Below are 1,176 nucleotides of genomic sequence, written 5' to 3' on the forward strand. Positions count from 1 at the left end.
TCCCAAAGCGCTTAGGCAAGGAATCGAAAAGGTTAGAGTGAAATATCCTTTTGTGATTGATGCTTTTGTTCTATTACCTGATCATTTTCATTGTTTATGGACGTTACCAGATGATGATCAAGATTTTTCGGTAAGGTTACGATTAATCAAAACTTATGTCACAAAGCATTATGGGCAGGCATTGGGGGTTAATCGTGAAGTTTCTCGATCACGGCAAAAACGAGGAGAAGGGAATCTTTGGCAACGCCGATTTTGGGAGCATTTAATCCGAGATGAACAAGATTTTGCAACACATTGCGATTATATTCATGACAATCCAGTGCGGCATGGTTTCTGTGAAAATCCTCAAGATTGGCAATATTCCAGTATCCATCGGTTTATCGCTCAAGGAATTTATCCCCAGGATTGGGGTAGTGGTGAACGTATAGCCAAGCCTGAAGGTTTTTGGGATGATTAAGCAATATAAATGTATCAAATATAGTGGATTGTTTCAGCTAAAATAGGGCGATAGATTTCGGCTTAAAGTCTTAGATTATAGAATTTATAGCATTTTTCTAATACACCAAATTAGCTCAAACAGTCCAGTAGGGTGTGTTAGCGTCAGCGTAACGCAGGAATTTTGAACATTAGATAAGGTGCCTTACATTTCATTAACTGAAACAGTCCAGTAGGGTGTGTTAGCGTCAGCGTAACGCAGGAATTTTGAACATTAGATAAGGTGCGTTACATTTCATTAACGCACCCTACAAGATCGCACTGAAACAGTCCAGTAGGGTGTTTTAGCGTCGGGAGCATCCCAGTTTTGCAATGAGTAAAAATACTCAGGCAATATCGCCGTTGAGATAAGCACAACGTAGCTTCAAATACTGAGGAACATTCTCTGCTTTCCATTGTGCTCCCACAATTTTCATTCTTGCACCTATTTGCTTAATCTTTGACTCTACACTTCCAGAACCGATGCAAATCCCTTGTGATTGATAGAGTTCGTAATTGGGTATTCTTTCTCGATGTTTATCGACATATTTGGTGAAATTTATAGCCTGTTTCTTTTTGCATCCCTCTAATTCCTCTAAAACTCTTTTCACCTCTCCTTTCCATAAATTCTCTTTGATTCTATTCAGACGCTGGTTTGACCCGCCTATTTTATTCATATTCTCTACTAAATGATACCAATCC

1 protein-coding gene and 1 pseudogene are annotated in these 1,176 nt (G+C 39.0%); one reads left to right on the forward strand and one right to left on the reverse strand.

Annotation, left to right across the window (positions count from 1 at the left end; translation table 11 throughout):
* Positions 1–457 (forward strand): REP-associated tyrosine transposase (locus tag MICAI_RS16530; RefSeq protein WP_039900400.1); only part of this gene is annotated, 457 nt, incomplete at its 5' end.
* A gap of 364 nt (positions 458–821) precedes the next feature.
* Here the strand turns inward: MICAI_RS16530 and MICAI_RS16535 are convergent.
* A pseudogene (locus MICAI_RS16535) lies at positions 822–1,176 on the reverse strand (ISKra4 family transposase); the annotation flags it as partial.

The sequence above is a fragment of the Microcystis sp. T1-4 genome, assembly GCF_000297435.1.
Lineage (GTDB): Bacteria > Cyanobacteriota > Cyanobacteriia > Cyanobacteriales > Microcystaceae > Microcystis.